Here is a 22,081-nt window from a genome sequence, read left to right as displayed (position 1 = left end):
GACATTCATGACGGCCCACAATGTCCCGTGAGAAATTCTACATCACCACTGCGATTTCCTATCCGAACGGCAAGCCGCATATCGGCCATGCCTACGAACTGCTCGCAACGGATTCGCTTGCGCGCTTCCAGCGCCTCGACGGCAAGGACGTGTTCTTCCTGACCGGCACGGACGAGCACGGCATCAAGATGCTGCAGACGGCCAAGAAGGAAGGAATCACCCCGCGCGAGCTGGCTGACCGCAACGCTGCCGAATTCCGACGGATGGCGCAGGCGCTCAATGCGTCGAATGATGATTTTATCCGCACGACGGAACAGCGCCACCATGCTTCTTCCCAGGCCATCTGGAAGGCGATGGAAGCCAATGGCGACATCTACAAGGGTGGCTACGCCGGCTGGTATTCGGTTCGCGACGAGGCCTATTACGGCGAGGAAGAAACCGAAGTCCGTGCCGACAATGTCCGCTATGGCCCGCAGGGTACACCGGTGGAATGGGTCGAGGAGGAAAGCTACTTCTTCCGGCTCTCAGCCTATCAGGACAAACTGCTGGCGCTCTATGAAAATCAGCCCGACTTCGTCGGTCCGTCCGAGCGCCGCAACGAGGTCGCCTCCTTCGTCAAATCGGGCCTGAAGGACCTGTCGATCTCTCGCACCACTTTCGACTGGGGCATCCCGGTGCCGGGTGACGAAAAACACGTCATGTATGTCTGGGTCGACGCACTCACCAACTACATCACCGCCGCCGGCTATCCGGACACCCAGTCGCCGTCCTGGAGCTACTGGCCGGCCACGCACATCATCGGCAAGGACATCGTGCGTTTCCACGCCGTCTATTGGCCGGCCTTCCTGATGTCGGCGGGCATCGAACTGCCGAAGCGCGTGTTCGCACACGGCTTCCTGTTCAACCGCGGCGAGAAGATGTCGAAATCGGTCGGCAACGTCATCGACCCGTTCACGATGGTCGATCATTACGGCCTCGACCAGGTTCGCTATTTCTTCCTGCGCGAGGTGCCGTTCGGCCAGGACGGCAGCTACAGCCATGAGGCGATCGTCAACCGCACCAATGCCGACCTCGCCAACGATCTCGGCAATCTGGCGCAGCGTTCGCTGTCGATGATCGCGAAGAACTGCAACGGTGTGGTGCCGCAGCGTGGCACGCTTGCGGAGGCCGACAACGCGATGCTCGAGCAGGCAACCGCGGCCTTGGCGGCAGCACGCAAGGCGATGAGCGAGCAGGCCATCCATCAGGCACTGGCGGCGATCTTCGCGGTCGTCGCCGATGCCAACCGCTATTTCGCGGCGCAGGAGCCTTGGGCGCTGAAGAAGACCGACCCCGCCCGCATGGAAACGGTGCTGTGGACGACGGCGGAGATCATCCGGCGTGTCGGCATCCTGTGCCAGCCCTATATCCCGGGCTCGGCCGCGAAGCTGCTCGATACGCTGGCCGTGGCCGATGACAAGCGCGACTTCGAGCATCTGGCGGACGCATATGCACTGGTGCCCGGCACGGCACTGCCGGCGCCGCAACCGGTGTTTCCGCGTTACGTCGAACCCGCGCCGGAAGCGACAGCCTGATGCTTGTCGACAGCCATTGCCATCTGGATTTTCCGGATTTTGCCGAGGAGCGGGCGGCCATCGTCGCCCGCGCCCTGGCGGCAGGCGTCGGACGCATGGTCACGATCTCGACGCGCGTGAAGCGGTTCCAGCAAATTCTTGAAATTGCAGAATCTTTCAAAGAGGTGTTTTGCTCCGTCGGCACACATCCGCACAATGCCGCCGAGGAGCTCGACATCACGACGGAGGATCTCGCTCGACTGGCCGAGCACCCGAAGGTGGTCGCGATCGGCGAGGCAGGCCTCGACTATTTTTACGACAAGGCACCGCGCGATGCGCAGGCTCAAGGCTTGCGCACGCATATCGCAGCCGCGCGCAAAACCGGATTGCCGCTGGTCATACACGCGCGCAATGCCGACGACGACATGATCGCGATCCTGCGCGACGAGAAAGGGAAGGGCGCCTTCCCCTTCATTCTGCATTGCTTCTCGTCGGGTCGACGGCTGGCCGAGGTCGGCGTGGAACTGGGGGGCTATGTCTCCTTCTCAGGCATCCTGACCTTCAAGAACTCGGCCGAGTTGCGGGACATCGCCAGGGACGTGCCGCGCGACCGGTTGCTGGTCGAAACAGACGCGCCTTATCTTGCGCCAGTACCGCATCGCGGCCAACGCAACGAACCGGCTTATGTCACTGAAACCGCAAGGGTTCTGGCGGAAACGATCGGTGTGAACCAGGACGAGATCGCCCAGATCACCACCAACAATTTCTTTCGGCTGTTTTCGAAGATGCCGCAGTTGGCACAGCAAGGCGACTGAGCACCGTGGCCGACCGGCTCCGCCTCACCATTCTCGGCTGCGGATCGTCGCCAGGCGTACCACGCCTCAATGGTGACTGGGGTAACTGTGATCCGGCCAATCCCAGGAACCGCCGCATGCGCGCCGCGGCCCTGGTAGAGCGCATCAGGGCCAATGGCGCCCGGACCACGGTTGCCATCGATACTGGCCCCGATTTCCGCGCTCAGATGCTGCTGGCGTCGGTGAGACATATCGATGGCGTGGTCTACACGCATGCGCATGCCGATCATATCCATGGCATCGATGACCTGCGCACCTTTGTGATCGGCCGGGATCGCCTGATGGACATCCATGCCGACGGCCCCACGATGGAGCGGCTGAAACAGGGTTTCGGCTATTGTTTCGAAACGCCACCCGGAAGCTCTTATCCGCCGATCTTGCAGCCGCATCTGATCGAGCATCACCGGCCATTCGTGGTGGAAGGAGAGGGGGGCGCCCTCACCTTCGAGCCGTTGCCGCAGGTGCACGGCGACATCGTGTCGCTGGCCTTCCGTCTCGGCCAATTGGCTTACTGTCCGGACGTGTCCGATTTTCCGGCACCGACGGCCGCCCGCCTGAGGGATCTCGAGGTCCTCATCATCGATGCACTGCAATACAGAACGCATCCGAGCCATTTTTCGCTCGGCGAAGCACTGTCGTGGATCGAACGGCTCGCGCCGAAGCGAGCCGTGCTGACGCATATGCATGTGCCGTTGGACTACAAGGCGGTGCAGGCTGAGACACCGGACAACGTCGAACCGGCATTCGATGGGATGGTTGTCGAAATTCCGTATCCTTGAATGGAGCAATCGAGTGGAACTGCTTGATATTCCAGTGAAACGTGCGGACGGACATGAGACCACGCTGCGCGAATACAGCGGCAAGGTCATTCTTGTCGTCAATGTCGCTTCGAAATGTGGGCTGACGCGGCAGTATGAAGGCTTGCAAAGGCTCTACAGCGAAAACCGCGACGCAGGCCTGGTCATCGCGGCGTTTCCCGCCAATGATTTCAAGGGGCAGGAGCCTGGATCCGACGCAGAGATCGTCGCATTCTGCACCAGCACTTATGATGTGCAGTTTCCGATTTTCTCGAAGATAACCGTCAAGGGCGACGAAAAGCATCCGCTGTACAGGCAACTGATTGCCTTGTCTCCGGAGACGACCGGCGATGGGCCGATGCGCGAGATGCTACAGGCCCGCGGCATTCCAGTTGGAGAGCACGGCGAAATCCTCTGGAATTTCGAGAAGTTTCTTGTTGGCCGTAACGGCAAGATCGCAGCGCGCTTTGCTCCGGATGTCACGCCCGACGATCCACGGCTTCTTGCGTCTATAGCGAAAGAGCTGGCGCAAACCGCCTGATCGGCACGTCCTGCTCGATAGGCGCAAGTTCCATAATCTATCTTATGCGACTTTGATGTGTTGGCACAACGCAATCGAACTTGTGTCCCTGAAACCGATCCCCGATTTGCTGTCGAGGTTTTCGTGCCCTGCTCAACTTTCGGCAAAGATGGTCGTGTCGCTACCCGTCAGGAGGAAGCTTTGAAGCGTGAAATTCCGATCAAGTCCTATGCAATCTCTCTATTCATCCTAAGACCTCGAGACGGTGCTTTTGATCTCCTGCTGATGCGGCGGACAGGCAAAAATCTCAACGGACAATGGTGTCAGGTTGCGGGCAGCGTCGAACATGGGGAAACAGCGTGGCAGGCGGCAATCCGGGAGGCCCACGAAGAAACTGGCCTCATTTTGAATGAAGTATATTCCGCCGATATCTGCGAGCAATTTTACGAATCCGATCGGGACGTAATAGCGATTACCCCCGTATTCGTCGCCTTTGCGCCCCCGGATTGCGAGGTCCAACTCAACGAAGAACATGATGATTTTCGTTGGCTATCTTTTGGGGAGGCTACGGAACTGTTGCCGTTCTCCGGACAACGGGCGACACTCGATCATCTCAAGAAGGAATTTGTTGAACGACAACCAAACCCGTTGTTGCGCATTCGATCCGAAGGTTAGCTCTTTCGAGGTAGAGAGAAGGAGGTTTTGTTGGTTGTCCTGCTTCTTTCGCCTCTGAGTGCGAACCAATGGAAGGCCTATCACGACATCCGCAAGAGAATCCTCTTTGATGACAGAGGCTTGTCGGCCGCTTATGATGCAAACCACCCCGACGACACCAACCCCGGCAACCACGCGGTACTGCTCGAAATCGACGGGAACTATGTCGGGGTTGCACGGGTGGACATCAACGGCTCACATGCGCAACTGCGGCGGGTGGCGATCGACAGGACATTTCAGCGGCGCGGCTACGGGCGGGAAATGATTTCCAAAATCATTGATTTCTGCCGCAAGGAAGGGATCAACCGCATTTCGTCATCCGTGGCCGCCGATGCGGTTGGTTTCTATCGAAAATGCGGATTCGTTGGTGGGGACTCTGAAATCGAGGGTAAGAGCGTCCCGATGCATCTGGATCTCGCGATCTCGTGAAGAACCAAAGACACTCGAGCATGCGATGTGCAGCCGTCCAGCCCCTGCCCGCTCATCTCGTCGTCAGTCCATGGCGAGCAGCAGCACAAGGCTTCGGACACGACTTCAGGCAAACTGCGCCAGGCCGTAGCCGACGGACCAATTCTCCTTCGGGGCATCAAGGATGTTCACGAACACGTCCTCCGGCCGAATGCCGGGGTTTTCACCGAGCAGTTTCGCTATTCGCCCGAACAGCGCTTTTTTCTGTTCCGCAGTGCGGGAGTTGAACACGGTAATCTGGATGTAGACGACATCGCTGCTCCGGGCGACGCTGTAGGCATTGCCATGTCGGAAGTTCGCGGCGCCGTGCTCGCTGATGGTCATGAACTGATCGTCTTCGGGTACATTGAGCGTTTCGCGCATCGCGCGGTACAGGTTGTCAAAGATCGCCTGACGATAGGTCTCCGGCTTTCCGGCGCGCAGCGAGATGTGAACGAGCGGCATCGCAGGTCCTTTCCATGGATAAGGACTTGACGTTACGGGCCGTCCGAACATTTTCATATTCGATGAAAGATAATTTCAGCGATAACGGCTAGAAATGACTGAACATCCCCTCGACTTGGATGCCGTCCGGGCCTTCGTCCGCATAGCGGAGCTCGAAAGCTTCACGCGTGCGGCTGAAGCCATGCGGACGACGCAGGCTGCCGTCAGCTTGAAACTGAAGCGGCTCGAAAAGCGGCTCGGTCGCAGACTTGTCGAGCGGACGCCCCGGTCCGTGCAGCTTTCGGCGCAAGGCGCGGCCTTCCTTGAACACGCTCGTGAACTCCTGGAGAAACACGATCGCACGCTCGCCGTATTCGGCGGATCGTCCCGGCAGCGCCTCACCATCGGTATCAGCGACCATGTTGCCGGGCCTGATCTCCCGGCGCTGATCGCCCGCATGAACGCACAGGACCCGCAGCTGTTGATCGAAATCCGGATCGGATCCTCGGGCGACCTGCTTCAAAGCTTCGATCGGCGGGAACTCGATACGGTGATCGTCCGCCTGCATACCGGACGAAGCGACGGAGAAATCATTGCCGAAGAAAAATTCGGCTGGTTCGCAGCGCCAGACTGGCGGCATCGCGCAGACGAGCCGCTGCCACTTGCCACGATGGCTGAACCATGCGGTGTGCGTTCGATCGCTGAGCGACTTCTCGACACCGCAGGCGTGCCCTGGACCGAAGTATTCGTCGGCGGCGGCGTGACGGCGGTTGCTGCCGCCGTCACGGCCGGGCTCGGCGTTGCCGCATTGTCTCCGCGCATGGTGCCATTCGGTGCAGTTGACGTAGGCCCCAAACTCGGGCTTCCCGAATTGCCACGCTTGCCAATCCTGTTTCACTCAAGGGTCAAGGAAGATCGACCACGCGATGCGCTTGCCGCGCTGTCGGCGGCCTTCAGGAACGCAGTGCGGGGCTAGTCGAAGGCTTTTTCGCCTCGGCGCCGAGAAGACCGCCCTGCCCGCAAATAACCAGGCGCTGCAAGATCATCCGGGCGATGAGCGGGAGCTGCAGCATGCGAAGATCACCATGAAGATGGGCGTGCCGACCAGGACGCCAGCAATGGAAAACAGCGGTCCATAGATGAGTGCGCTCAGCGGAACGATGGAAGCACACTCCCCGATGCCATCGTTCAGGCAATTGTGCGTCCCACCCTCGAAAATGCCGTAGACGGGCAGAAAAAGTCCCGCAACGACGAGGCTGCAAAAAAGCGCCAGCACTGCGGACAGGATCAGGTTTCCGAGAGTTCTCATATTGTAGGGATAGACCGATTTCCTGGCTCAAGCCACTTGCTCGTGACGAACGCACGGCCGATTGAAACCGATAACAGATGGCGGTAGAATATTGTTCACAATGACTTTTTCAGCATTTTCAGGGCGTAACCTCTCGATCCTGCGGGCCTGTTTTCTATCCAGCTGCATCTTACTCGCCACGGGCCTTGCCTATGCCGAAGAGGTCTGGGCCGACCTGGCATCGGGTACAGCCAATGTTTCCGGCGTCGGGACTGTCCGATACACCGTCGGCTATAGCAGCATCGGCTACGATCATTTCCGTTCGGAAATTACCGCGACCTGGCACGACGACGGCGATCAAACACAGACGATCTACGATGGTATCTATGACAAGCCCCCGGCCAAGGTCTGGGGCATGCAGAACCGTCTATGCGTTTCGATGGCAGCCTGCACGCGCTACGAAGACGCCTGCACCACACAAACCATTGCCTATCGATATGACGTCGCGACAAAATCCTTCACTGAAACCGGCGATCAGGGATGCCAGCGATAACCCGCCTCACCCCGCCATCAGCCCGGCCTGTCCGCGACGCCAATAGGCAGCGGCAATGGTCTGGTCTCGACCTAGTCCCATCTGATCGCGCCAGGTGGTTCGAACAAGCCTGGCCGCTTCCGCCTCTGCTGCGAACCAGCCGAAGGCCGTGCCCTGCCCTGGCCATTGCGCCGACAGGACCTGTTCGGCCAAGCGTCCGTCCATTCCAGGCGCCTTGCCGTTCCGCTCCAGCCAGTGCAATTCGATCTGGGTGATGTTGTTGATCTGTTGCCGTTCGTTTCCGTCGGCGATTTCGACGAAGGCGACGCCCTTCGTCTGTGGCGGCAACGTCTCCAGCAACCGGCCGACCGCCGGCAATCCCGTTTCATCGGCACCGAGAACATACCAGTCGGCTGGCCGCACGGGTCGCCCGACAGGCCCCATGATGCCAACCTTGTGACCTGCCCTCGCCTGCATGGCCCAGGCCGAGCCGACGCTTTCCCCTTCATGGATCAGGAAGTCGACATCGATGTGCCCGGCCTCGAGATCGAGAGCGCGGATCGTGTAGACGCGAGCCGTCGGTCGTCGGTCGTCCGAGGGCCACACCGGCAGTCCATTGGCACCGAGACTCGGCCAGACCGGATCCGGAATGGTCGCTGTCGGAAACAGAATGCGAATGTGCATGCCCTGGAACTTGCCGAAACGGACAAGATCCTCGCCCGCCAGCCGAATACGCCGCATGTGCGGCGTCAGATCGGCAACGTGGATGACCGTCATTTCACGGAACTGGGCAAGCCGTGTGTCCCCGGCAAGATCGCCGGCCCAGATGATCTCGGGTTCGTCCTGCCTGGCGTAGATCTCCACGGCGGTGGCAAGGATATCCTTGACGCGCGCGAGCCCATCGCGATCGCCAGCGCCGGCACGCAAAACCAGCAGGTCGGATTTCATTTCAAATGCCGCTTCGCCAAAGGCGAAACGGAAGTCGACCCGTTCGTCGTTCCGGGACATCCTGGCGTCGAAACTCATCACCCTGTCGGTGATGAGATGAAGGTATCGCTCAAGGTTCGGCAGTTGCAGACGCGCTTCGCAGTTCAGGACGTTCATGATCTCCCCTCCTCAGCCGCCAATGCGGCCAGTCAGGGCAATCTTGAAGGTCCTGCCCTTCCCTTGCTCGGTCGCAGCCGTGGTCGACCATGAACTTTGCGGGTCCGTGTACGACGTGTTGAAGATATTATCGACGCCGAAATCCAGCCGCGTGTGGTCGTTGATCTGCCAATTGGCGAAAGCGTTCACCAGGTTGAAGCCAGGATCGACGACCGATGGATCCTTCGGTCTCGACCTGCTGGTGCGCGTGATCTCTCCAATGCTGAGGAATTGTGCACCGAAGGTCAGCTTGTCCTCGAGGGCACGGAAGCCGATGGTTGCCGCGAAGCGGTCGAGTGGCGTGTTGTTCAAGGTCTGGCCGGCATAGACGCCATCGACGATCTTGGCGTCGATCAGTGCGCCGGAAAGATTTACGAAGCCAACGCCATAGTCATAGACCATCTCGGCTTCGACACCTTTGAGGCGCGCATTGCCGATGTTGATGGCGGTTCTGAGCGTCTTGGTCAGATCAACGTCTATGTAGTCCTCGACATCGGTGTGAAACAGGCTGATCTTGCCGCGAACCAGATCACCAGCCGTCAGCACGTCATTGTATTTGAGATTGACGCCGGCTTCCCAGCTCCTCGCCGTTTCCGGCTGCAGCAGCAGATTGGGTATGTAGCTGTCGCCCGAGCCATGTGCACCGCCGCCACGGTAGACGTCCTGCAGTCCAGGTGCCCTGTAGCCTTCGGCATAGGTTCCATAGAGCTGTAACCCTTCGACCGGAGTGATGCCAACGGTCACCCGCGGCGACCAGCGGTCGCCGGAGACCGACGCGTCAACCGGCGGCTTGGTCCTGGTTTGTCCGTCGAGTGTATAGCCATCGTAACGCAGCGCGGTGATGAGCTGCAGCCAGTTGTTGTAGTCGCCTTGCCATTGCAAGAAACCGCCGTAGCCCTGCTGCTTCCCCGCACCGAAATGCGCGGCATCCGAATCCCCTGTCAGGTGGTAGTAGTCCACGCCATAGGTGACGGTGTGGGCAAACTCGAATGCCTCGAAACGCGAAGAGTTCTTGAGATTGAACCCGGTTGTTGCGACGTCGTAGTAGCGTGACTGGCCGATCTCCGATTTCGGCCAGACCTGCGCCTGATCTGCCTTGGTCCGGTTGTGATAGAGATTGGCGCTGAAATCGATCAGCCGGTTGTCCTCGGGCCGGAACGTATAGGCTGCCGTATAGGTCTGGTTCACCGTATCGGCGTCGTAGCGGCTCAGCGTCGGCGACGTGGAGCCGCTCGAACCGGTGATGAAGTCGTTGTAGTTCTGCAGGATCAGGCCGAGCTTGAGTTCATGGCCGTCCGCCGGGCGCAAGGTGGTCTTGAGATAGCCGCTTGTCACCTTCTCGCCGGTCCAGGGCACCTCGCTGCCATCACCGTCCTTATAGGCATGGCGATTTCTGTAGACGAGGTTGCCGATGACATCCGCATCCTCGCTGAATCTGTATGCGCCAGTCGTGCTGGTCGTGAAGCCCCTGCCATTGCTTTCATAGCCGAGCTTCTCGCTGAGCGCCCACCGTTCTTCCGCAATGAGGAAATCGCTTGCATCCTTGGTGTCGAAGGAAACCACGCCGCCGATGCCGCCCGAGCCATAGGCATTGGAGCTTGGCCCACGAATGACGGTCGCCTCCTTGATCAGCTCCGGTTCCACATAGAACGACCCGGAGCCGTGGCCGACGCGCCAGTAGTCCTGACGGGCGCCATCAAGGGTGACCACGACCCGGCCATATTGCTCAAGGCCGCGAATGTTGATCGCCGTTGCCGGATCGTCCCCGTTCATCGACGCGGCAACACCGGGGGTGGCACGAAAAATATCCGCGGCGGTATCGGGCTGTATGCGCTCGAGTTCCGTGCTGTCGACAGCGCTGATTGCCGCCAATGCGTCGACGACGGCACCTTTGACCATGGTAGCAGTGATGGTGATGCGATCGAGCATCGTCGATTGCTGCGCCTCTGCAGGATTCGGCTTCCTGGTCTTGGAGGGTTCGGCCGTCGGTTGGGTGTTTTGGGCACTGGCCGGCAAAGTCATCACCGTGCAGCACAGGATTGGAATCGCTGTTCCTGCCAGCCACGTTGTCTTGTTTGTCAGTCTCATTCGGATCGAGCCCCCGCTCATGACATGCGTGGCTGGCGGTACCCGACGGGCGTGGCTGGCAGTTTTGAACGCGCTGCTTGTTGGCAGCGGCAGCGGTTAGATATTTAAACTTGATGACATTAGTCAACTTTAATCGTATAGGCATCAAACAAAATATGCCCCCGCTGAAATCAAGGACCGACGCCATGGCCACAGACCTGCTTCCGGGTAACGTTGGGGCCTGTCGGTCGACAAGGCATCTCGCCGCCCTGGCTTTGTCCTTCCTGATCGGGGCGGTATCCCCCTTCTGCTTGAATGCCAAAGCAGCGGAAGTGGTCGATGCGCGCGGGCGCCAGGTTGAAACTGGGCCGGCAAAGCGGATTCTCACACTTGGGTCCGACATCACGGAGATCCTCTACGCGCTCGATGCCGGCGATCGCATCGTCGCTGTCGACAGAGGCAGCAAGTATCCGCAGGCCGCGGCCGAAAAGCCGAATGTCGGCTACCGGCGCAAGCTCTCCGTCGAGGGTGTGGCAGCTCTCAATCCGGATCTGATCATCGCGGCGGAAGACATTGGGCCTGCCGAAGCCGTTGATGTGCTGTCGTCGCTGACGATCCCGATCGTCTATATTCCGGAGGATAACTCCCGTGACGGCATCCTGCGCAAGATCGATCTCGTCGCCGCAGCACTCGATCTGAAGCAACCGGGCGTGAACGTATCCCATCGGGTGACGGAGACATTCGATGCGGCGGCAAAACTTACCGCTGGCATTCCCGCGGAAAAACGCAGGAAGGTGGTGTTTTTCCACGGTCTCGTGCGCTTGACGGCGGCGGGGTCCGGCACCGCCGCGGATGCCATCATCCGCTACGCCGGTGGCGTCAATCCGATGGCGCAAGTGGTCGGCTACAAGGCCGCGTCGGAAGAGAAACTGATCGAACTGGCACCCGATGTCATCCTGATGATGGGCGACGGCAAAGGAGGACCGACCGCAGACGAGGTGTTTTCTGTGCCGGCACTGGCCGCGACCCCTGCCGCGAAATCCAAGGCGCTTCTCGTGCTCGACGGTGCCTATATGATCGGTTTCGGCCCGCGCACGGCCGATGCCATACGCGACTTGGCCAAAGCCTTGTATCCGGAGATCGAAGCCGGCAACTGATCGTTTGCTCCCGCTGGAAACGCCGGCTTGCTGCTACGATAACGTAGCGAATTCCGACGCCTGCCTCAGGTGTTGCCGCAGCAGAGCCTCGGCCCACTCCATTTCGCCGGCGTCTATGGCGTCGAGTATGGCGAGGTGTTCACGGCAGGACTGCTCGATCCGCTCGGACGGAAGCTCGTCGAACCCGGCCGATTCCTGCATGCGGCGCAGATTATTCTGCTGGCGTACCGCATCGGCCAGGAAGCGATTTCCCGAGCAGATCGCCAACCCCTGGTGAAACGATGCGTTGATGCGAAACCACTCGTCGCCGCCGATGCTGTCGCTATCGCTCAGCACTCGTTCATGCGCCCGCCTCACCGGCATCAGCACCTGCGGGTCGGCATGGAAACCGGGCGAGCGCAGCGCGGCGCATTCGACCGCAGTACGGAACTCATAACTCTCGCGGTAGGCATCCTCGCCGACCAGCGAATCCGCGAAACGCCAGCCATGGCCCGGCAGACGCTGCACCAGGCCCTCGGCCGCGAAACGCAACAGGAGCTTGCGGATGATGCCGCGTGAAACACCGTAACGCGGTATCAATTCGGCTTCCGAAACCTCCTGCGGCAGCTCTCCAAGCGCACGCTCGCGCATCATGCGTCGGTAGAGTTCCTCGAGCGGGGAACTGGGCAGCACCTCCGCCGTATCGAGACCTGTGACGTCGAGCGCGACCTGCAGTCCACGGGTTTCCAGCGGCGCCAGGATACCCTTGGAGACCAGAAGTTCCAGAGCGCCGCTGACCGGCGAGCGGGAGACACCGAAGGTGCGTGCGAGATCCGGCACGGAGATACGCGTTCCGACACCCCAGCCGGAATCGCGGATGCGATCGAGGATGCGCCGCGCCAGATCGATCTGCAGCGGGCTTGCGGCCTCGCCCCGGTCGCTTTCCTCATCATGTCGATCCATGCGTCCTCCTGATTGGCTCACAGCATTATAGTCAGGTCACCAGACATTACGAAGAGGGTGATTTGCTAAAAATAATGCTTTTCATGTAATCAAAATGCATTATGCTTCATCATCATCGCTTTCGAGGTAACCGCATGACAGCCGTTCCACCCTTCCCGCTCATCGACGTCCGCGGAACCCCCTCCGAGCCGGCAAAGCCTATGGCGAGCAGGCACGGGCGCGCATCGGCTTGTCGATTTCGCTCTATGCCTTACAGCTGGAGAAGTTCGGCTTTGCCCGCGACGAGATCAGCCGGTTCTCCGGGATCTTCCTCCCTCGCCTCCGGGAATGGGCTCCCGATCTTGTCGAAGAGATGGAAGGCATCGCCGCCGGCGCCAATGTCGACTTGACATCGATCCTCATGGTCAATGCCCGCACCGAAGTGCTGCAACTGGCGCGGCGTGAAAAAGGTATTGCCGATGATGAGCCGGATGGCTGTACCGGCGCAGTGGTTCTGCCGGATGCGACGCGTGACGGCAGGTTGATCCACGGCCAGAACTGGGACTGGCGGGCGGAATGCGCCGAAACATCCGTCGTGTTGCGCATCCGGCGCGAGGATGGACCGGATCTGCTGACTTTCACGGAAGCTGGCGGCCTGGCCCGTAGCGGCTTCAATGCAGCCGGCATCGGTATCACTGCCAACTATCTGGAGTCGGATCGCGATTACCGCGAGATCGGCATTCCCCTGCCTTTCATCAGGCGCCGGGCACTGGAAGCCGCACATTTCGCGGACGCGGTGCGTGTCGTTGCGATCACGCCGAAGTCCGGCTCCAACAACATGATCCTGTCCACGGCGGAAGGTTTTGCCGTCGACCTCGAATGCGCTCCTGACGAGGCCTTCTCCATCTATCCCGACAGCGATCTCATCGTGCACGCCAATCACTGGCAAAGTCCCGTCGCGCTGTCGAAGCTCAGGGAAACCGGGCTGAAAGACGTTCCGGACAGTTTCTATCGTGACTATCGCGTAAAGCGCTGGCTCATGAAGAGCCAGGGCAGCATAACCGTCTCCGATCTCAAGGATGCTCTGTTCGACGAATTCGCCTGGCCACTCAGCGTCTGCCGGCCACCGGTCAGGAAGGAAGGCGGCAACATCTCCGCGACGGTCGCGATGATCATCTTCGAGCCGGCCGCCGGCTACATGGAAATCGCGCCGCTGCCGGCCGAATGCCGTGACTTCACGCGCTATGAACTCGCCATGGATGAAGCCGTGCTTGCCCGTGTCGAACGCAACAGGGCCGGTTACCGCGAAACCGTTGCCCGTGCAGTGGGAGAAAGATGACTCGCTTTATCCTCACCCGTATCGCCAGCGCGATACCAACGTTGATCCTTGTATCCATCGCTGTCTTCGGCCTGCTCCGATTCATCCCCGGGGACCCTGCCGCCTTGATGCTCGGAGATCTTGCCAAGCCTGGCCAGGTTGAAGCCATGCGTGTGCAGATGGGTTTGGACAAGCCGGTTGTCGCTCAATATCTGATCTGGATCGGCAATGTGCTGACCGGAGACTTCGGCAGGTCGATCAGCACTGGACAGGACGTCCTGCCGCTCATGCTGAGCGCCTTCTCCGTTTCAGCCAGTATCGTGCTCATCGGCGTGTTCATTGCCGCCTTGATCGCCGTCCCGGCGGGCATGCTGGCTGCGTGGCGACAGAACAGCCTGGGCGATGTCGGCGTCATCGCGGTTTCGACCATTCTCCTGTCGATCCCGAGTTTCTGGCTCGGCCTCATGCTGCTGCTTACCTTCGGCCTCCATCTCGGTTGGCTGCCGGTGATCGGTTATGTTCCCTTCAGCCAGGGTTTCTGGCCGGCGCTCGTGTACATCGTCCTGCCGGTGACAACGCTTGTGTTAAGCGAGGCTGGGCCGATCGCTCGCATGGCGCGCGCCAGCACCATCGAAGTGGCGCGGCTGGAATACATCACCCACGCGCGCGCCAAGGGACTTTCCGAGTCGGCCGTCATGTGGCGTCACGCCTTCAAGAATGCTTTCGCGCCGACCCTGACGCTGATCGGCTTCGTGCTCGGCAGCCTGCTCGGCGGCATAGCCGTCATCGAAACGGTGTTCACCTTGCCGGGCCTTGGTCGCCTGCTGGTCGATGCCATCTATGCCCGCGACTATCCGGTGGTTCAGGGCACGATGCTGTTCGTGGCGGCGATCTATGTCGTCGTCAATCTGGTCGTAGACCTGCTCTATCCCTTCCTCGATCCGAGGGTTGCTGCATGATCGCGCTCGCCCTTCGACAACCCCGTCTGAAGTTCAACGCCGTCTTCGGCATCACCGTGACCACCCTTCTCCTGGTCGGGGCGATAGCCGGACCATGGCTGGTTGGCTACGATCCGCTGAAGCTGGACCTGCCCTCGCGGCTGGCCGGTCCTTCGACCCGGCACCTGCTTGGTGCCGACGAATTCGGGCGCGATGTCCTCAGCCGGCTGGTGCATGGGGCCCGCACCAGCGCATGGATCGCCTTTGCAACAGTGCTGTTCGCACTCGTCACCGGAACCGTATTCGGTGTCGTCGCGGGCTTCCTGCGCGGCTGGACCGACCGCATCCTGATGATGATCAACGATGCCTTTCTCGCCTTCCCCGGCCTGCTTCTCGCGCTCGGCATCATGGCCGTGATCGGGGCGAGCCGAGACGGCATCGTGCTCGCACTGGGGCTTGCCTACATGCCGATCGTCGTGCGCGTCGTGCGTGCGACCGTCCTGTCCATCCGCGAGCGCGAATATGTCGAAGCCTCGCGTGTCATGGGCAACAGCGAATTCATCACCATGGCGCGCCATGTGCTCCCCAATTGCGTGGCGCCGATCATCGTGTTGGCAACGACGATGTTCGGATGGGTGATCCTTTCGGAAAGTGCGCTTTCCTTCCTCGGCCTCGGTGTTCCGCCGCCCGCGCCGAGCTGGGGAAGCATGCTGTCGACCGCCCGCCCCTATATCGGCCAGGCGCCGCACCTCATCGTCCTGCCGGGGCTCTGCATCTCGATCACATTGCTCGGCATCAACATGCTGGGTGATGCGCTTCGCGACTGGCTCGACCCCAAACTCTGAGATCAGGAAGATGGACGGCACCAGTCTCATGAGAAATCCCATGCTTTCGGTACGCGACCTGACCATCACCATCGGCCCGGGCGGCAAGCGCATCGTCGATGCGCTGAATTTCGACCTCGCCTCCGGCGACATGATTGCCATCGTGGGGGAATCCGGTTCCGGCAAGACCATGGCGGCTCGTTCCATCCTCGGCCTGTTGCCACAACCCCTGGTAACGGCTCCCGATAGCCAGATCCTCTTCAAGGGCAGCGACATCACCCGTGTCGAACCGAAAGCGCTGCGTAAGATACGCGGCGCGGAAATCGGCATGGTTTTCCAGGAGCCTATGGTTTCGCTCAATCCGGCCGTCACCATCGGTGAGCAGATGGCTGAAGGCCTGCGCCTGCATCACAAGCTCGGCAAGGCTGAGATCCGCGACCGCTCGCTGGCAATGCTGGAGCGCATCCGGATCAAGGAACCGGGAAAGTGCCTGGCCGCCTATCCACACGAATTCTCCGGCGGCATGCGCCAGCGCATCATGCTGGCCTCGGTCATGTTGCTGAAACCGCGACTGCTCATCGCCGATGAGCCAACCACGGCGCTGGACACGCTGGTGCAGCGCGACGTCTTGGATTTGATGGTCGAACTCACGCAGGCCAATGGCACCGCGGTTCTCCTGATCAGCCACGACCTCGGCATGGTCTCCCATTACATCCCCGATGTCATCGTGATGAGCGAGGGCAAGGCGATCGAGAGCGGCCCGAGCTCGGAGGTGCTGCGCGCTCCGAAGCATGACTACACGCGCCGCCTGCTCGACGCGCTGCCACGGCGCAGCGCCGGCGGCACGCGTGGCGGCGATTGCGGCAGGCCGGTGGTTGAGGTCAGGAACGTCGTCATCGACTATCCCGGTCGCAATCGGCTTTTCTCCAGGACCGAGGCCAAGCGCGCCGTGCACGGGGTCGATCTCACGGTCCGAAGCGGCGAAACGCTGGCACTGGTCGGGGCGTCCGGATCTGGCAAGACCACGCTCGGCCGCGCGATTGTCGGCCTGGTCAGACCGACATCGGGTCAGATCGCCTTGCTTGACGCCGAGGGGCGTCGGCCGGCGGAGCGTCGGGAGCGTCATCGCGAGATGCAGATCGTCTTCCAGGACCCCTACTCCTCGCTCGATCCACGCCAGCGGATTGCCGATATCATTGCCGAGCCGTTGAAGCTCGACAGATCAATGAACGCCGCCGCGCGCGCGAAACGTGTCGAAGAAGTATTCTCCGAGGTGGGATTATCGCCGGATTTCGGCCGTCGCTTTCCACACCAGCTGTCCGGAGGCCAGCGCCAGAGGGTCGCGATTGCCCGCGCCATTGTCGGGCGCCCCGCTTTCGTTGTCGCTGACGAACCGGTCTCGGCGCTCGACATGACCGTGCAGAAGCAGATCCTGCTGCTGATCCGCGAATTGCAGGCCCGGCACAATTTCGCCTGCCTGTTCGTTTCCCATGATCTCGGTGCGGTCGAACAGGTCGCGGACCGTATCGCTGTCATGCAGGACGGACGCATCGTCGAGATCGGCGAACGCGACGATGTCATCGACCGGCCACAACATCCCTACACCCGCCAGCTGCTGGAAGCGGCGATGCTGATCGATCGCCGTTTTGCCGAGAACGATCCGCCCAAACAAGCAATGGCGCTCTGACGTCGCATCGTCAAAAAGACCAGCGATTGCACCCTGGACGCAACCGGCCACCGGCGGCCGGCTGGTTGCGTCGAGCGAGCTTGTCACACAGCGATCTCGCGCCAGCTTTCATGGCTCGGCGGGCCGGCACAGACAGAAAGCTCTATGTCTTCACCGAGTGAGTAGACCACCGAGCCGATCGTCATCGGAGCGGTCAACGCCGCACTTTGTGGTGTTATCGAGACGATGCCGCCTGTCCGCCGTGCCGCGAGACCTGCCTTTGCAGCAGTCACATCAGGCACGACGGCAGTGTCCGTTCGCAGGCTTTGCAGCCGGCCACGGGAATCCTCGCTGCCCTCCATGCGTGCAGTCGCATCACGCCGATCCATGCTGACCAATGGATGATTGGTGTGCGGCGAACAGCCGTTCGAAAACGGCATTGGAACAGCACCGCCGGCCGAACATTCGTAGGTACGCGCCTCACTGCGATCACCCAACTGGTAGTTCTGGCCGGAGGCATGCGGCACCCGGCCGAGGAAATCGGCGGCGGCCGCGACCGTCCCTCGTGCAAGCGCGCCGCGCATGACAAAGGCCACCGGCAGGCCGCGTGGATTGGTGGCAAGCTGGCTCAGCGTATTGACGCAGATACCGAGCCCTCGGCCGGAAACGCCCATCAGGCCGATCATCCCTGCGGAGGTGAAAACGAGACTCCGGTGGCCCGCCGCCTCGATCTTCAGCAGCGCCTGGGCGCCATCGTGCCAGCGTGGCAGGTCCATCGTCTGGGCGACCAGTGTCGGCCGACCGTCAGCAGGTGCCACCGCCAGGCTGCTGCAGTGGGCGGCATTCGAACGGCCCCACCACCATTCTTCATCCATCAACTGCAGCGCATAGCAGATTTCCTCGGGCAATCCGGCGCCTTCAGCGATGCCGACGACTTCGTCGGCGAGATCGGGCGCATGAGCCATGATCGCCCCTCGGAAGTCGGTCGCCTCCAGGAAGCGCGGCAGGAACAACGAAGCTGGTATTCCATAGGCTTCACCGATCGCCTCTCGCCAGCGTTCGACTTTGGCGAGGATCACGCTGCGCAGCGCCTCGCCATGCGCCTGGCCACATTGCCGCGCGTTCCCGGCACAATCGACGACTGGCAGATTTTCCGTGCGCATGATCTTCCTCCTTTGCCCGCGTCCGAGGTTCCGGACCTGGTTCCTCAAACGGCATCGGGGGCGAAAGCCCCCGATCTGATCGTCTGGTGTCGGGATAGGTTACTCTGACTTCCACACGCCCCATGTGCGGGTATTCTCGGCCGGCCAGGCGGCATAGCCCTTCACCTTCGGCGAGACCGCCTCCACCGATGGTTCGAAATAGAGACCTAGCATCGGTACCTCTTCGGCCATCAGGGCATGCAGCTGTTTGAAGACGGCCTTGCGCTCGTCGAACTTATCCGTGGCCACCGATTTGAGATAAAGATCCCAGGCCTTCGGACTGTCCCACTGCGCGGTCGGATCGGTCTTCTTGTCACCCATGATCGTGCTGTACATCAGCGACGGGTCGAAGCGGGCGGAATAGCCGAACGATTGCAGCTGGAACTTGCCGGCAAGGTAATTGTCGAGCTGGGTTGCCCAGTCGAGCACCTCCAGTTCTGCGTTGAACCCGGCGGCCGTCAGCATGGCTTGCAGCAGAACCGAGTTCTCATACATGCCCTGGTAACGCGTGTTGGTCTGGATTTTCAGCTTTTCGCCCTTGTAGCCGGCCTCTGCGGCCAGCGCCCTGGCCTTTTCGGGATCGTATTGCGGCCACAGCGATGCAAAGCTGTCATCGAAAAAGGCGCTCGCCGGCGCCACCGCCGAAGGATCGGCCTTGGCCAGACCATTCGTGCGAGCCGCGGCGATCTGCGAAATGTCCACCGCATGCGCCAACGCCTGCCTCAGCTTCGGATTGGACAGCAACGGATCCGTGGTCTGCATCAGGATCGCGGTCCACGACAATCCTGGCGATGAAACCACGTTCATGCCGTGAGATTTTGCTTCCTCCAGCCGCGTTGTTTCGAAATTTGGCAGGATGTCTATTTCGCCGGCAAAAAGTGCTGTCTCGGCAGCCGAGGTATCAGGAATGACCGTAAAGCGGACGTGATCGACATAGGCCTCGCGACTGCCGGCAAATCCGCTTGGCTTCTCGGCGATCGGCTTGTAGCCGTCAAAGCGATCCAGTGCGACATACTGAGCCTTGACCCACTCCTTCAGCCTGAACGGGCCGCTGCCAATTGCGGAACCGTCGATCCATTTGCCGTCGGCGCCGACATTCTTCGGGCTTGCGACCCAGATGTTGGCCTGAACGCCGGCCAACAATGGCAGAAAGAGCGCGTTGGGCGCATTGAGCTTGAAGGTGACATTACGCTCGTCGACCGCCTCGACGGATTCGACCTTGAGCCCCTGGGTGCCATCGAAACTGGTGACGAACAACCATTCGTTGGCCGGATCCATCCGACGCTCCCAGTTCCATTTCACGTCGGCGGCGATGACTTTATCGCCATTGTGGTACACGGCGCCCTCCCGCAGCGTGAAGGTATAGGTCTTGCCGTCCTCGGACACTTTCCAGCTCTCGGCCAGAACCGGCCCGATCGACAGGTCGGTGCGGTAGCCGACGAGGGTTTCGAAGATCTGGTGCATGACCGTGTCGGTGTTGGCATCACGCTGGATGCCGTTGGTGGCCCGGATATCGGCATTCAGGCGGACATTGAGCGTGCCACCCTTCCTTGGCGCCTCCTCGGCCATCGCAGGCAAGGCAACGCTGGCCATGAGCGTGATCGCCATCGCCTTGAGGACTTCCCGTCTTCCCATTAACAAAGCTGTTCCCATTCTTTTGTTCTCCAGCTGACGAATTGTGTTCGTTCTTGGAGCGTTTCCGTTTTTCACGGAAACGCGTAAACGTTCTAAGCTTTTGTTTTCACCGCATTTTTGTAACGCCAAGTGATCCCACTTGGCTACAAAACGCTCTAGCTGGACGCCGAGTTCTGTTTCAGCGTCCGGGCGAAGAATTCCTTGACCTTGGGCACGAGCTGCAGGTCGTCATGCGTGATCCCCGGCACGATGTCGTGCTGAACTGCAATGCCGTGCTTCTCGAAGCTCGCTTTCAGCGCACGCATGCGATCGTTTCGGGTGGCGCCGGCAAGGTCGGCGCCCGGCATCCACCAGGCGTCATCCTTGTTGATGGTGATCTCCCAGGTCTGCAGATCATCGCCGCCGATCACCATCTGCACCGCGACTTTGCGCATCGCCTCGAGGTCGATCTTCTTGCCGAAAGCTCTCTCGAAATCGCGCACGCCGACCCAGAAGTCATTGTCGAAATCGAGCAATGTCACCACGCCCGGTGCGCCGATAGAGGCGGCAAGCAGACGTTCGGGATGCAGGAACAGGAAGCGGTGGGTGAAATGCCCGCCGCCGGAGAAGCCATACATCATCACGCGCTCGCCTTCGATGCGATAGCGCTCACGCATCTCCTCGATCATGTCGAGCATGACGGCGTCGTAGTGCAGGTCGCCATGGCGCAGCATCTTGTAGGACGACAGATCGCCCGGAAAACAGATACTGGTCGGAAAAAGCGGCGCCAGAACGATGACACCATTGGCTTCGGCGAAGTCGGCGAAAGCGTTGCGATAGGCCTCCATGCCGCGTTCGGTGCCGTGCACGATCACGGCAAGCGGATAAGTCTTCTCTCCGTCCTCTTCGTAATCGTGCGGGACATAAGCGCAGTAGGCGAAGCGCTGGTCGTAACGCGATGCGTAAACGGTGGTGTGCCCGAAATCGTAATAGGAGAGCTTTTTGCCATGGCCCTGGACGTTTCGCATATCACCCTCCTCGGAAACCCTTTTTGTTGATGATGACTATTTCATGATTTTGTTTAACTGAAAAGCATATTTGTTACAAAAATCGGGTCTCGTACCGCACTTTACATCCATCAACGTCAGGATGCGGTTGCGTGCCGCAATCCTTGGGCGGGCAAGATCATGTGCATGTCTCCGGCAAAAGCCGGCAGGTGCCACCGCAGCGCTTGCGATACGTCGCATCAGCAGCCATTATGTCCTTGAAATGATGCGAGCTTCGGCCGCCGACCGCTTGAGCGCAATCGACACGCATTGTGGCTCTGGCAATTTGAAACTGTAGCTAGATGCGTGAATTTCAGAAGCTGAAGCAGCGCACCGCCAATGGCCGAAAAGATGCAACTTGGACTGACTGCCGTCGACACCGCCCCCCTGCATGAAAAAGTCTATCTGGAAATCGTCCGTGCGCTGATGTCGGGACAGTTTGCGCCCGGCCAGAAGCTGACGTCGCGAAAGGTCGCCAAGGAACTGGGGACCAGCGACATGCCGGTACGCAGCGCCTTCATGCGCCTGCAGGCGCTGAGGGCGCTGAGCCCCCTGCCCAACGGCAGCATGGAAGTGCCCGTCATCTCGGCCGAACGGTTTTCCCAGCTGACGGCCGTCCGTACTCTCCTGGAGGGCTCGGCGACCGAACTTGCCGCGCAGCGCATCAACGGCAATGCCCTGCGCACGATACGCCGCAACTGTGCCGAGTTGACCGACGCGGCGCAGGCCGGCGTCATCAACGATTACCTGCGCAAGAATTACAACTTCAAATTCTCGATCTATCGCCATTGCGGCAACGACCAGATGATCTTCCTAATTGAAACCGTTTGGATGCAGGTCGGCCCGTTCCTGCGCAACCTGACCACGGGTTTCGAGGACAATCTCGCCTCGATCCTCGACATCGACTACCACGACGAGGCTGTGGCGGCGATTGCGGAACATGACGGCGCGCGTGCCCGCGCCGCCATCGTCCGGGACATCAATGACGGCTATAAACATCTGCTGAAGCACGCCCGGTTCCCTGAAGCCTGAGGTC

General features: G+C 60.5%; 21 protein-coding genes. 14 read left to right on the top strand and 7 right to left on the bottom strand.

Going from position 1 to position 22,081, the window contains the following annotated elements; genetic code table 11:
* Positions 1-20: 20 nt before the first annotated feature.
* The 6 genes from metG to C1M53_RS27400 all read left to right on the top strand — a co-directional run bounded on the left by metG (position 21) and on the right by C1M53_RS27400 (position 4,867).
* Positions 21-1,574, top strand: a complete 1,554-nt coding sequence (metG, locus tag C1M53_RS27425) for a methionine--tRNA ligase (protein ID WP_129415220.1) — start codon at positions 21-23, stop codon at positions 1,572-1,574.
* Positions 1,574-2,368: a TatD family hydrolase gene (locus tag C1M53_RS27420; protein ID WP_129415219.1), complete on the top strand. Its 795-nt coding sequence runs from the start codon at positions 1,574-1,576 to the stop codon at positions 2,366-2,368. The genes metG and C1M53_RS27420 overlap by 1 nt, the downstream gene beginning before the upstream one ends.
* Before the next feature lie 5 nt (positions 2,369-2,373).
* Positions 2,374-3,186 (top strand): MBL fold metallo-hydrolase, encoded by an 813-nt coding sequence (locus tag C1M53_RS27415; RefSeq protein ID WP_129415218.1) that lies wholly within the window; start codon positions 2,374-2,376, stop codon positions 3,184-3,186.
* A gap of 13 nt (positions 3,187-3,199) precedes the next feature.
* Positions 3,200-3,745 (top strand): glutathione peroxidase, encoded by a 546-nt coding sequence (locus tag C1M53_RS27410; protein ID WP_245488316.1) that lies wholly within the window; start codon positions 3,200-3,202, stop codon positions 3,743-3,745.
* A gap of 180 nt (positions 3,746-3,925) precedes the next feature.
* Entirely contained in the window at positions 3,926-4,399 is a 474-nt protein-coding gene (locus C1M53_RS27405; RefSeq protein ID WP_129415216.1) for an NUDIX domain-containing protein, read from the top strand.
* Positions 4,400-4,429: 30 nt separating this feature from the next.
* A complete protein-coding gene (locus C1M53_RS27400; protein WP_165358250.1) occupies positions 4,430-4,867 on the top strand; it encodes a GNAT family N-acetyltransferase in 438 nt (145 codons plus the stop codon).
* A 105-nt stretch (positions 4,868-4,972) separates the two neighbouring features.
* Here the strand turns inward: C1M53_RS27400 and C1M53_RS27395 are convergent, their stop codons facing one another.
* Positions 4,973-5,350: a tautomerase family protein gene (locus C1M53_RS27395; protein ID WP_129415214.1), complete on the bottom strand. Its 378-nt coding sequence runs from the start codon at positions 5,348-5,350 to the stop codon at positions 4,973-4,975.
* Between the two features lie 94 nt (positions 5,351-5,444).
* Between C1M53_RS27395 and C1M53_RS27390 the strand changes: the two genes are divergently transcribed.
* Together C1M53_RS27390 and C1M53_RS27380 are read left to right on the top strand one after the other, a co-directional pair.
* On the top strand, positions 5,445-6,305 hold the full coding sequence (locus C1M53_RS27390; RefSeq protein ID WP_129415213.1) for a LysR substrate-binding domain-containing protein: 861 nt from the start codon (positions 5,445-5,447) through the stop codon (positions 6,303-6,305).
* 433 nt (positions 6,306-6,738) lie between these two features.
* Positions 6,739-7,170, top strand: coding sequence for a hypothetical protein (locus C1M53_RS27380; protein ID WP_129415211.1), 432 nt, complete (start codon positions 6,739-6,741; stop codon positions 7,168-7,170).
* Positions 7,171-7,176: 6 nt separating this feature from the next.
* Here the strand turns inward: C1M53_RS27380 and C1M53_RS27375 are convergent, their stop codons facing one another.
* Positions 7,177-8,253, bottom strand: coding sequence for a siderophore-interacting protein (locus C1M53_RS27375; RefSeq protein ID WP_129415210.1), 1,077 nt, complete (start codon positions 8,251-8,253; stop codon positions 7,177-7,179).
* 12 nt (positions 8,254-8,265) lie between these two features.
* Positions 8,266-10,380 carry a TonB-dependent hemoglobin/transferrin/lactoferrin family receptor gene (locus C1M53_RS27370; protein WP_129415209.1) on the bottom strand — a complete coding sequence of 705 codons (2,115 nt, stop codon included), beginning with the start codon at positions 10,378-10,380 and terminating at the stop codon, positions 8,266-8,268.
* Positions 10,381-10,457: 77 nt separating this feature from the next.
* Here C1M53_RS27370 and C1M53_RS27365 point away from each other — a divergent pair, with 77 nt between their 5' ends.
* The gene (locus C1M53_RS27365) at positions 10,458-11,516 is read left to right on the top strand and encodes an ABC transporter substrate-binding protein (RefSeq protein ID WP_245488315.1); all 1,059 of its coding nucleotides are present in this window, start codon (positions 10,458-10,460) and stop codon (positions 11,514-11,516) included.
* 33 nt (positions 11,517-11,549) lie between these two features.
* Here C1M53_RS27365 and C1M53_RS27360 read toward each other — a convergent pair whose 3' ends face one another.
* Positions 11,550-12,458, bottom strand: a complete 909-nt coding sequence (locus tag C1M53_RS27360; RefSeq protein ID WP_129415208.1) for a GntR family transcriptional regulator — start codon at positions 12,456-12,458, stop codon at positions 11,550-11,552.
* Between the two features lie 229 nt (positions 12,459-12,687).
* Here C1M53_RS27360 and C1M53_RS27355 point away from each other — a divergent pair, with 229 nt between their 5' ends.
* Genes C1M53_RS27355 through C1M53_RS27340 form a run of 4 tightly spaced genes read left to right on the top strand, consistent with a single transcriptional unit; the run spans position 12,688 to position 17,204 of the window.
* The gene (locus C1M53_RS27355; RefSeq protein WP_348630013.1) at positions 12,688-13,776 is read left to right on the top strand and encodes a C45 family peptidase; all 1,089 of its coding nucleotides are present in this window, start codon (positions 12,688-12,690) and stop codon (positions 13,774-13,776) included.
* Positions 13,773-14,714 carry an ABC transporter permease gene (locus C1M53_RS27350; RefSeq protein WP_129415206.1) on the top strand — a complete coding sequence of 314 codons (942 nt, stop codon included), beginning with the start codon at positions 13,773-13,775 and terminating at the stop codon, positions 14,712-14,714. The genes C1M53_RS27355 and C1M53_RS27350 overlap by 4 nt, the downstream gene beginning before the upstream one ends.
* A complete protein-coding gene (locus tag C1M53_RS27345) occupies positions 14,711-15,538 on the top strand; it encodes an ABC transporter permease (protein ID WP_129415204.1) in 828 nt (275 codons plus the stop codon). Before C1M53_RS27350 ends, C1M53_RS27345 begins: the two co-directional genes overlap by 4 nt.
* A gap of 40 nt (positions 15,539-15,578) precedes the next feature.
* Positions 15,579-17,204, top strand: a complete 1,626-nt coding sequence (locus C1M53_RS27340; protein ID WP_245488314.1) for an ABC transporter ATP-binding protein — start codon at positions 15,579-15,581, stop codon at positions 17,202-17,204.
* Positions 17,205-17,287: 83 nt separating this feature from the next.
* Here C1M53_RS27340 and C1M53_RS27335 read toward each other — a convergent pair whose 3' ends face one another.
* The 3 genes from C1M53_RS27335 to C1M53_RS27325 all read right to left on the bottom strand — a co-directional run bounded on the left by C1M53_RS27335 (position 17,288) and on the right by C1M53_RS27325 (position 21,027).
* Positions 17,288-18,346, bottom strand: a complete 1,059-nt coding sequence (locus C1M53_RS27335; protein WP_129415200.1) for a C45 family peptidase — start codon at positions 18,344-18,346, stop codon at positions 17,288-17,290.
* A 99-nt stretch (positions 18,347-18,445) separates the two neighbouring features.
* The gene (locus C1M53_RS27330) at positions 18,446-19,993 is read right to left on the bottom strand and encodes an ABC transporter substrate-binding protein (RefSeq protein WP_245488313.1); all 1,548 of its coding nucleotides are present in this window, start codon (positions 19,991-19,993) and stop codon (positions 18,446-18,448) included.
* Positions 19,994-20,175: 182 nt separating this feature from the next.
* Positions 20,176-21,027, bottom strand: a complete 852-nt coding sequence (locus C1M53_RS27325) for an alpha/beta hydrolase (RefSeq protein ID WP_129415197.1) — start codon at positions 21,025-21,027, stop codon at positions 20,176-20,178.
* A gap of 357 nt (positions 21,028-21,384) precedes the next feature.
* Between C1M53_RS27325 and C1M53_RS27320 the strand changes: the two genes are divergently transcribed.
* Positions 21,385-22,077 carry a GntR family transcriptional regulator gene (locus tag C1M53_RS27320; RefSeq protein ID WP_129415195.1) on the top strand — a complete coding sequence of 231 codons (693 nt, stop codon included), beginning with the start codon at positions 21,385-21,387 and terminating at the stop codon, positions 22,075-22,077.
* Positions 22,078-22,081: the final 4 nt, after the last annotated feature.

Source organism: Mesorhizobium sp. Pch-S, assembly GCF_004136315.1.
Lineage (GTDB): Bacteria > Pseudomonadota > Alphaproteobacteria > Rhizobiales > Rhizobiaceae > Mesorhizobium.
Note: the sequence above shows the minus strand (reverse complement) of the source record. Positions and strands in the feature narration are given on the sequence as shown.

Excerpts from the sequence above, each read along its gene's own strand:
- metG (WP_129415220.1), top strand. The coding sequence starts at position 21 with ATGTCCCGTGAGAAATTCTACATCACCACTGCGATTTCCTATCCGAAC.
- C1M53_RS27420 (WP_129415219.1), top strand. The coding sequence starts at position 1,574 with ATGCTTGTCGACAGCCATTGCCATCTGGATTTTCCGGATTTTGCCGAG.
- C1M53_RS27395 (WP_129415214.1), bottom strand. The coding sequence starts at position 5,350 with ATGCCGCTCGTTCACATCTCGCTGCGCGCCGGAAAGCCGGAGACCTAT.
- C1M53_RS27390 (WP_129415213.1), top strand. The coding sequence starts at position 5,445 with ATGACTGAACATCCCCTCGACTTGGATGCCGTCCGGGCCTTCGTCCGC.
- C1M53_RS27380 (WP_129415211.1), top strand. The coding sequence starts at position 6,739 with ATGACTTTTTCAGCATTTTCAGGGCGTAACCTCTCGATCCTGCGGGCC.
- C1M53_RS27375 (WP_129415210.1), bottom strand. The coding sequence starts at position 8,253 with ATGAACGTCCTGAACTGCGAAGCGCGTCTGCAACTGCCGAACCTTGAG.
- C1M53_RS27370 (WP_129415209.1), bottom strand. The coding sequence starts at position 10,380 with ATGAGACTGACAAACAAGACAACGTGGCTGGCAGGAACAGCGATTCCA.
- C1M53_RS27360 (WP_129415208.1), bottom strand. The coding sequence starts at position 12,458 with ATGGATCGACATGATGAGGAAAGCGACCGGGGCGAGGCCGCAAGCCCG.
- C1M53_RS27350 (WP_129415206.1), top strand. The coding sequence starts at position 13,773 with ATGACTCGCTTTATCCTCACCCGTATCGCCAGCGCGATACCAACGTTG.
- C1M53_RS27345 (WP_129415204.1), top strand. The coding sequence starts at position 14,711 with ATGATCGCGCTCGCCCTTCGACAACCCCGTCTGAAGTTCAACGCCGTC.
- C1M53_RS27340 (WP_245488314.1), top strand. The coding sequence starts at position 15,579 with ATGCTTTCGGTACGCGACCTGACCATCACCATCGGCCCGGGCGGCAAG.
- C1M53_RS27335 (WP_129415200.1), bottom strand. The coding sequence starts at position 18,346 with ATGCGCACGGAAAATCTGCCAGTCGTCGATTGTGCCGGGAACGCGCGG.
- C1M53_RS27330 (WP_245488313.1), bottom strand. The coding sequence starts at position 19,993 with ATGGCGATCACGCTCATGGCCAGCGTTGCCTTGCCTGCGATGGCCGAG.
- C1M53_RS27325 (WP_129415197.1), bottom strand. The coding sequence starts at position 21,027 with ATGCGAAACGTCCAGGGCCATGGCAAAAAGCTCTCCTATTACGATTTC.
- C1M53_RS27320 (WP_129415195.1), top strand. The coding sequence starts at position 21,385 with ATGGCCGAAAAGATGCAACTTGGACTGACTGCCGTCGACACCGCCCCC.